This window comes from Actinomycetospora sp. (assembly GCF_055612215.1).
The window spans coordinates 1-8,470 of record NZ_JBVPVA010000247.1 but is presented as its reverse complement, the minus strand read 5'-3'; the positions used below and the strand labels follow the sequence as shown (position 1 = coordinate 8,470).

General features: G+C 73.5%; 8 protein-coding genes. 5 read left to right on the top strand and 3 right to left on the bottom strand.

The window, feature by feature from the left end; translation table 11 throughout:
* Positions 1–226 precede the first annotated feature (226 nt).
* The 5 genes from serA to lysS all read left to right on the top strand — a co-directional run bounded on the left by serA (position 227) and on the right by lysS (position 6,619).
* Entirely contained in the window at positions 227–1,822 is a 1,596-nt protein-coding gene (gene serA / locus AC0CYZ_RS06785; RefSeq protein ID WP_472213597.1) for a phosphoglycerate dehydrogenase, read from the top strand.
* A 154-nt stretch (positions 1,823–1,976) separates the two neighbouring features.
* Positions 1,977–3,023, top strand: a complete 1,047-nt coding sequence (locus tag AC0CYZ_RS06780) for a 3-isopropylmalate dehydrogenase (protein ID WP_472213595.1) — start codon at positions 1,977–1,979, stop codon at positions 3,021–3,023.
* Between the two features lie 5 nt (positions 3,024–3,028).
* Positions 3,029–4,039 carry a hypothetical protein gene (locus AC0CYZ_RS06775; protein WP_472213593.1) on the top strand — a complete coding sequence of 337 codons (1,011 nt, stop codon included), beginning with the start codon at positions 3,029–3,031 and terminating at the stop codon, positions 4,037–4,039.
* Positions 4,040–4,082: 43 nt separating this feature from the next.
* Entirely contained in the window at positions 4,083–4,880 is a 798-nt protein-coding gene (locus AC0CYZ_RS06770) for a fumarylacetoacetate hydrolase family protein (protein ID WP_472213599.1), read from the top strand.
* Positions 4,877–6,619, top strand: a complete 1,743-nt coding sequence (gene lysS, locus AC0CYZ_RS06765) for a lysine--tRNA ligase (protein WP_472213591.1) — start codon at positions 4,877–4,879, stop codon at positions 6,617–6,619. The genes AC0CYZ_RS06770 and lysS overlap by 4 nt, the downstream gene beginning before the upstream one ends.
* Before the next feature lie 43 nt (positions 6,620–6,662).
* Here the strand turns inward: lysS and AC0CYZ_RS06760 are convergent, their stop codons facing one another.
* From AC0CYZ_RS06760 to AC0CYZ_RS06750, 3 genes are all read right to left on the bottom strand, one after another.
* The gene (locus AC0CYZ_RS06760; protein WP_472213589.1) at positions 6,663–7,412 is read right to left on the bottom strand and encodes an AIM24 family protein; all 750 of its coding nucleotides are present in this window, start codon (positions 7,410–7,412) and stop codon (positions 6,663–6,665) included.
* A gap of 102 nt (positions 7,413–7,514) precedes the next feature.
* Positions 7,515–8,003: a GNAT family N-acetyltransferase gene (locus tag AC0CYZ_RS06755; RefSeq protein ID WP_472213587.1), complete on the bottom strand. Its 489-nt coding sequence runs from the start codon at positions 8,001–8,003 to the stop codon at positions 7,515–7,517.
* A gap of 25 nt (positions 8,004–8,028) precedes the next feature.
* Positions 8,029–8,470: class F sortase (locus tag AC0CYZ_RS06750; protein WP_472213585.1), on the bottom strand; the 442-nt coding region annotated here is incomplete at its 5' end.

The window sequence follows — 8,470 nt, the reverse complement described above, 5'->3', positions numbered from 1 at the left end:
GGGCCCGGGGGGTGAACGGCGCCGTTCTGACGTTGGACGCCAGGAACGTGCCGTTGCTGGCACGGCGGCGAGGGGGCACGCACGCCGAGGACGGTGAGAGCTGGACCACAAAGGGGCCGATAAGGTCGTGTGACCGTGGGCACGATGGCCCACCAGCACGCCGACGTGCTCACCGTCGGAGTCTCGGCGTGCCCGCCCCGCCGCCGACCCAGGAGCGCCGCACACCGTGTCCACGCCGAACGCCAAGCCCGTCGTCCTGATGGCCGAGAAGCTCGCGCCGTCGACGCTGGAGGTGTTCGGCGACGAGGTCGAGATCCGTCAGGTGGACGGCACCGACCGCGCCGCACTGCTCGAGGCCGTGCGCGACGCCGACGCGCTCCTCGTGCGCAGCGCCACCCAGGTCGACGCCGAGGTGTTCGCCGCCCAGACCCACCTCGCCGTCGTCGGGCGGGCCGGGGTCGGCCTGGACAACGTCGACGTCCCGGCGGCCACCGCCGCGGGCGTCATGGTCGTCAACGCACCGACCTCCAACATCGTCTCCGCCGCCGAGCACGCCCTCGCGCTGCTGCTCGCCACCGCCCGCCACATCCCCGCCGCCGACGCCGCCCTGCGCCGCGGCGAGTGGGCCCGGTCGCGGTACTCCGGCGTCGAGATCCAGGGCAAGACGGTCGGCGTGATCGGCCTGGGCAAGATCGGCCAGCTCTTCGCCAGCCGCATCTCGGCGTTCGACGCCCACGTGATCGCCTACGACCCCTACCTGCCGCAGAGCCGCGCGGCCCAGCTCGGCATCGAGCTCGTGTCCCTCGACGAGCTGCTCTCCCGCGCGGACATGATGACGATCCACCTGCCGAAGACCCCGGAGACCCAGGGCCTGATCGGCAAGGAGGCGCTGGCGAAGACGAAGCCCGGCGTCATCGTCGTCAACGCCGCCCGGGGCGGGCTCGTCGACGAGGAGGCGCTCGCCGAGGCGATCCGCTCCGGCCACGTCGCCGGGGCCGGCGTCGACGTCTACGTCACCGAGCCGACCACGACGAGCCCGCTGTTCGAGCTCGAGCAGGTCACGGCCACCCCGCACCTCGGGGCCTCCACCGCCGAGGCCCAGGACCGCGCCGGCACCGACGTCGCCCACAGCGTCCTGCGCGCCCTGCACGGCGACTTCGTGCCCGACGCGGTGAACGTCCAGGGCGGCGTCGTCGGCGAGGAGGTCCGGCCCTGGCTGGGCATCACCCAGAAGCTGGGGACGTTGCTCTCCACCCTGGCCGGGCAGCCGTCGAGCATCACCGTGCAGGTCCGCGGCGAGCTCGCGGCGGAGGACGTCGGGGTGCTGGAGCTGGCCGCGCTGCGCGGGATCTTCGGCGAGGTCGTGGACGAGCCGGTCACCTTCGTCAACGCGCCCGCGCTCGCCGCCGAGCGCGGGGTGAGCGTCGAGGTCGAGACGGCGAGCGAGAGCCCGAACCACCGCAGCGTCGTCACCCTGCGCGCCGTCCCCGACGGCGGCGACCCGGTCACGGTCTCCGGCACGCTGACCGGCGCCGACCAGGTGGAGAAGCTCGTCGAGATCAACGGGCGCTCGTTCGACATCCGGGCCGAGGGGCACGTGGTGCTCTTCGAGTACACCGACCGGCCGGGCGCGATGGGCACGGTCGGCACCCTGCTGGGGGAATCGAACGTGAACATCGAGGCCGCGCAGATGTCGCAGACCCGCGACCAGAGCTCCTCGGTCATGCTCCTGCGCGTTGACCAGGCCGTCCCCGACGACGTCCTCGCCCCGATCGGGCAGGCGCTCGGGGCCCGCACCACCCGTTCGATCCCCTTCGGCTGACCGCCGGAGGGGCCCCGATCGGGTGAGAGGGGCCGTCCGCGACCATCACGCGGGTGATCCGGTGGGGAGAGCGTCCGACACGCGCGGTAGCCTCCACCGCAGGTGAGCCCGGTCGCACCATCGAGGTCGACCCGTCGGGGGAGGAAGTCTGGTCATGCGACTCGCAGTGGTTCCCGGCGACGGCATCGGGCCCGAGGTCGTCGGGGAGGCGCTGAAGGTCCTCGCGGAGGTCGCGCCGCAGATCGAGTCCACGCACTACGACCTCGGCGCCGCCCGCTGGCACTCGACCGGGGAGCTGCTCCCGGAGTCGGTGCTCACGGAGCTGCGCGACCACGACGCGATCCTCCTCGGCGCCGTCGGCGATCCCTCGGTCCCGAGCGGCATCCTCGAGCGCGGGCTGCTGCTGCGCCTGCGCTTCGAGCTCGACCACCACGTCAACCTGCGGCCCGCCCGGCTCTACCCCGGCGTCCGCGGGCCCCTGAGCGCCCAGCCGGAGATCGACCTCGTCGTGGTCCGCGAGGGCACCGAGGGCCCCTACGCCGGCACCGGCGGCCTGCTGCGCAAGGACACCCCGCAGGAGATCGCCACCGAGGTCAGCATCAACACCGCGTTCGGCGTGGAGCGGGTCGTGCGGGACGCGTTCACCCGCGCCAGCAACCGCCCCAGTCGCAAGCTGACGCTGGTGCACAAGACGAACGTCCTGACCCACGCCGGCTCGCTGTGGTCCCGCGTGGTCGAGGAGGTCTCGCTCGAGCACCCCGAGGTCGCCGTCGACTACCAGCACGTCGACTCGACGACGATCCACCTGGTCACCGACCCCGGCCGGTACGACGTGATCGTCACCGACAACCTCTTCGGCGACATCCTCACCGACCTCGCGGCCGCCGTGACCGGGGGCATCGGGCTGGCGGCGTCGGGCAACCTCGACGTCAGCCGGGCCAACCCCAGCATGTTCGAGCCCGTCCACGGCTCCGCCCCGGACATCGCGGGCAAGGGCATCGCCGACCCGACGGCCGCGGTGCTCTCGGTCGCGCTCCTGCTCGACCACCTCGGCGAGCCCGAGCTGGCCCGCCGGGTCGAGGCCGCCGTGGCGTTCGACCTCGCCACCCGCGACCACCAGAGCCCGGGCGGCACGCACGCCGTCGGGGACCGGCTCGCCGCCCTCGTCTCGTCCGCGGCGGGGACGCGCAGCCTGGCCTGACCGGAATGCGGGGTCCGTCGCTCGACGACCTCCTCGCGGTCCTCTGGGGAGCGTGCGGCCTCGGGGTCGCGGTCTACTTCGTCGTCCTCGGGCGCGAGGACGTCGAGATGGGCGCCCCGGGCACCGCCATGTTCGTCCTGGCCGGGGTGGTGCTCGTCGGGTTCTCGATCGTCGCGCTGCGCCATGCCCAGCGCGGGCGTGAGGCCCGGACGGCGCGGAACTCCGGCCCGCTCGGCGGGTGGGGCGCCGGCCCGCGGCGGCCCCGGACACCCGCGCCGGGTCCCGCGCCGCTCGGCCCCCCACCCACCGAGGACCCGCAGGACCGGGAGGACCGGCCACCCCCGGAACTCTCGGTGTCCGGACGAGCGGCGCTCGCCCACGTCGTCGCGGTCGCCGAGCGAGCCGGCCTCTTCGCCCCGCGCACCCCCCGCGCCGCGGACCTCATGGAGGGCGTCGCCGACCACGGCGAGCCGGTGACCCTCGACGCCGTCCTCTCCGCGATCGGTGAGATCGACTACTGGCACCCCGGTCTCCGCCCCGAGGACCACCTGGCCGCGCTCGCCTTCCACGACTCGCACGTCGAGCAGTTCGCGGACACGCTCACCGAGCAGGTCGAGGACCTCGACCGGCTCGCCGGCGACGACCGCCGGGTGCGGCTGCTCGACGTCCGGCGCTCCGACCACGACGACGCCGGCGCGGTGCCGACCCGGGTGCGGGTGGCCGTCGGGCGCGGCGAGGGTCCCGACGGCGAGCAGACCCTCGACTACCGCGGCGACGACAAGTACCTGAGCACCGTCCTGCACGTCGCGGTCGCCCGCGCCCTGCACACCCTCGATCCCGACGCGCCGCGGCTCGCATGGACGTGGTCGGACCAGGGGGTGTGGGTCGCCGCGCTGCGCCCGGCCGCGTTCGAGGCCCTCAACCGCGAGCTCGGCCGGGCGCTGCTCGAGCCGTGGCGCTGGGTGGACACCGAGGAACCGGTCGCCGCGGGTGACCTGCGCCGCCGGTCCCGGTAGCGGTCCGGGGTCGCGCACGCCGCCGGGGATAGGGTTGGTGACCGTGCGTCTCGCCCGGATCGCCCACGCCGACGGTGTCTCCTTCGCGGCTCTCCAGTCGCCGACCACGGGAGGCGGGGAACCCACCGCGGGGGACGTGTGCGCGGAGATCGCCGAGCACCCTTTCGGTGACCCGACCTTCACCGGCCGGACCTGGCCGCTCGCCGACGTCCGGCTGCTCGCCCCGATCCTGCCCTCGAAGGTCGTCTGCATCGGCAAGAACTACGCCGAGCACGTCGCGGAGATGGGCGGCGGCGACGCCCCGGCCAACCCGCTGATCTTCCTCAAGCCCTCGACGACGGTGATCGGTCCCGGCCTGCCGATCATGCGGCCGCCGGACTCGCAGCGGGTCGACTACGAGGGCGAGCTGGCCGTCGTCATCGGCGTGCCGTGCCGCGACGTCGCCGAGGCGCGCGCCCGCGACGTGGTGCTGGGCTACACGGTCGCGAACGACGTCACCGCCCGCGACCTGCAGTCCGCCGACGGGCAGTGGACCCGGGCCAAGGGCTACGACAGCTTCTGCCCGCTCGGGCCGTGGATCGAGACGTCCCTCGACCCCTCCGACCTCGCGATCGAGACCGTCCTCGACGACGCCACCGTGCAGAAGTCCCGGACGAGCATGCTCATCCACGGCATCGAGAAGCAGATCGCGTACATCAGCCGGGTCATGACGCTGCTGCCCGGCGACACCATCCTCACCGGCACCCCCGCCGGGGTCGGGCCGATGGTCGAGGGGCAGACCGTCTCGGTGACCGTCGAGGGCATCGGCACCCTGACGAACCCGGTGAGGGACCGGCCATGAGCAGGCGCCGCGGTGGGGGCGGGGGCGAGGCCGAGTCCACCTCGCAGGACTGGGTGGCCACCCTCGCCGACGAGGTGATCGCCGCGGCCCGGAAGGAAGCTGGCGACCTGGACGATTGCGGCGAGGGCCGCACCGTCGTGTGCGCCTCCGGGCTCTCGCCGTCCGGCCCGATCCACCTCGGGAACCTGCGCGAGGTCCTCACCCCCCACCTCGTCGCCGACGAGATCCGCCGCCGGGGCATCCCGTGCGAGCACCTCATCTCGTGGGACGACTTCGACCGCTTCCGCCGGGTGCCCAAGGGCGTCGAGGGCATCGACGACTCGTGGGCCGAGCACATCGGCAAGCCGCTGACGTCGGTGCCGGCGCCCCGGGGCAGCGACCACGCGAACTGGGCCGAGCACTTCAAGGCCCCGATGATCGACGCGCTGGAGCGGCTCGGCGTCCCGTTCCGCGGGGTGTCGCAGACGCAGATGTACACCTCCGGCGCCTACGTCGAGCCGACCCTGCTCGCGATGCGCGAGCGGGCCCGGATCGACGAGGTGCTCGGCCGGTTCCGGACGAAGCGGCCTGCCGAGCCGGCCGGGGACGCCGGTGTGGACCTCGACGACGACGCGGGCGGCGGCTCGGCGTCGGGGGAGTACTTCCCCTACAAGCCCTACTGCGGCGCGTGCGGCACGGACGACACCACGATCACCGCCTACGACGACGCGACCACCGAGATGACCTTCACCTGCGCGTGCGGGTCGTCCGAGACGGTGCTGCTGCGCGAGTTCACGCGCGGCAAGCTCGTCTGGAAGGTCGACTGGCCGATGCGGTGGGCGTACGAGGGCGTCGACTTCGAGCCGTCCGGGGTGGACCACTCGTCGCCGGGCTCGTCGTACGAGGTCGGCGGGCTGCTCGTGTCCGAGATCTTCGGCGGGCACCAGCCGATCGGGCCGATGTACGCGTTCGTCGGCATCTCCGGGCAGGCGAAGATGTCGTCGTCGAAGGGCGGCGTCCCGACGCCGTCGTCGGCGCTCGAGGTGTTCGAGGCGCCGCTGCTGCGCTGGCTCTACGCCCGCCGCCGCCCGAACCAGGCCATCAAGGTCGCCTTCGACGCCGAGCTCTCCCGGCTCTACGACGAGTGGGACGCGCTTTCGCGCAAGGTCACGGCCGGGACGACCGGTGCGATCGAGGCGCTCGGGCACGCCCGCTCGGTGGCCACGGCGGAGCGGACCCTGCCGACGACGCCGCAGCCGGTCTCGTTCCGGACGTTGACCTCGGTCGTCGACGTGACCACCGGCGACCCGCAGCAGCTCGGGCGCATCCTCACCGGCCTGGTCGCGAGCGACCCGGAGGAGCCGGTGACGCTCGACGACCTGCGCCCCCGGCTGGACTGCGCCGAGCACTGGGTCGAGCACTACATGCCCGAGGAGTCCCACACCCGGCTGCTCGCCGCCCCCGACACGGAGCTGTTGGCCTCGCTCGACGACACCGACCGCGAGTCGCTGCGGATCCTGCTCGAGGGGCTGGAGCAGGACTGGTCGCTCGAGGGCCTGACGACGCTCGTCTACGGCGTGCCGAAGCTCCAGGCCGGGCTGCCGCTCGACACCAAGCCCACCGACGAGCTCAAGGCCGCCCAGCGGCGCTTCTTCGTGCTGCTCTACCGGCTGCTCGTCGGCTCCGACACCGGCCCCCGGCTCCCGACGCTGCTGTTGGCCGCGGGTCCGGAGACGGTGCGTCGCCAGCTCCACACGTGAACGGACGTCGACGTCGGGACGACGGAATCCGTTCACCTGCGGCTCAGCGCAGGAAGCCGCCGAGGATCCCGCTCACCCCGCCGACGCCGCTCTGGTCCCCGCCGCCGGTACCGGCGATCGCGCTGAGCGGCACCTCCTCGGAGGGCTGCACGATGACGAACCCGCGCCCGCCGAAGGACATGGTCCAGGCCTCACCGGTGGTGCGGCCGATGAGCGTGCCGAGCCCGAACTGCTCCGCACGCTGGACGCCGACCTGCAGCCCGGCCGACCACGCGATCGCCGCCTGCGGATCCGCGTAGGTCGGGGCGTCGACCGTCAGCACCACCGGTGATCCCTTGCACGTGATCGCGAGCCGGCCCCGGCCACGGAACACGCAGTTGAACAGGCCCGCGCCGCCGATGGAGCCGGCGCCGGAGACCATCTGGATGTCGTAGGAGAGCGTCGGGTCGAAGGCGAGGACGTTCTTCCCGTTGATCGTCAGCGCGTCGTCCGGTCCCTCGAGGTCGATGAGGTGGACGTCGGAGGCGGCGTTCGCGAGGAAGACGTCGCCGCGTCCGGACACCCGCATGAGGGGCACGCCCTCGCCGGTGAGCTTCTGCTTGACGAAGTTGCCGACGCTGCCCGAGCCCTTGGCCTCGAAGCGCACGTCGCCCTGGTAGGCCACCATCGAGCCCTGGCGGGCCATCGCCTCGCCGTCGAGCTCGATCTTGAGCATCTTCGAGTTCTGGAGACGCAGACCGGGCTGCGTGGACTCCTGCTCCTGGTTCTCCGGGGCGAACAGGTTGCTGCGCATCGAGGTCTCCTCGCGACTCACGGTGGTCCGTCCGGGGAATGATCGTCGGAATCATCCCGTCGGCGATCACGGTGCGTCAACGTTCTCCCTCGAACGGCCGCCTCAGGGTGCGTCGAGCCGCCGCGCCATGATCAGCGAGGAGCGCAGCGTGCCGTCCCGTCGCCGGTAGTGCCGGGCGCGCAGGCCCTCGACGACGAAGCCCGCCGCCGCGTAGAGCGCGATCGCCCGGCCGTTGTCCGGCCACACCTCGAGATCGACCTTGTGCGCCCCGGAGCTCCGGCCGTGCTCGAGGACCGCGTCGAGCAGGGCGCGGCCGCCGCCACGGCCCCGGGCCTCGGGCAGCAGCATCATCGCCAGCGTGAGGACGCCGGCGACGCGCTCGAGCGCCGTCGTCGTGCCCACCACCCGCCCGCCGTCGCAGAGCACCCACGCCCCGCCGCGCCCGGGGTCGGCCAGGAGTGTGCGCAGTGATGCGGCGCGGGCAGCGAGGTCGACGGGCGGCTGCGCGCCGATCGACCCCTCCTCGGCCACGACGGCCGCGTTTGCGGCCGCGGACTCGGCGTCCTCGTCCCGGGCGGGGCGGATGTCCACGCCGCGCAGCATCCCCCGCGGGCGCTCAGCGGGGCGAGGCGAAGACGACGACGTTGTCCTCGTAGGAGCGCGCCGACCGGTCGAAGGGCCCGCCGCAGGTGATCAACCGCAGGGACGGGCCCGGCGTCGGGGCGTAGACGCGCTCGGAGGGGAAGGCGTCCTTGTCGACGGTCTCGACCGCGTCGACACCGAAGTGCGCGACGGTGCCGTCGCTGCGGGGGACGTCGATGGTGTCGCCGGGCCGCAGGTTGCGCAGGTGCCAGAAGACGCCGGGCCCGCGGTAGGAGTCGACGTGGCCGACGAGGACCGCTGTGCCCGGGTCACCGGGGGTGGCCCCGTCGCGGTACCAGCCGACGTCGTTCGGCGTGGCCGGCGCCTGGAGCTCGCCGATCTCGTCCAGGCCGAGGGTCCCGACGCCGCCGGCGTCGATCCCGGCCGCGGGGATGACGAGGCCGGCCGGGCGGGCG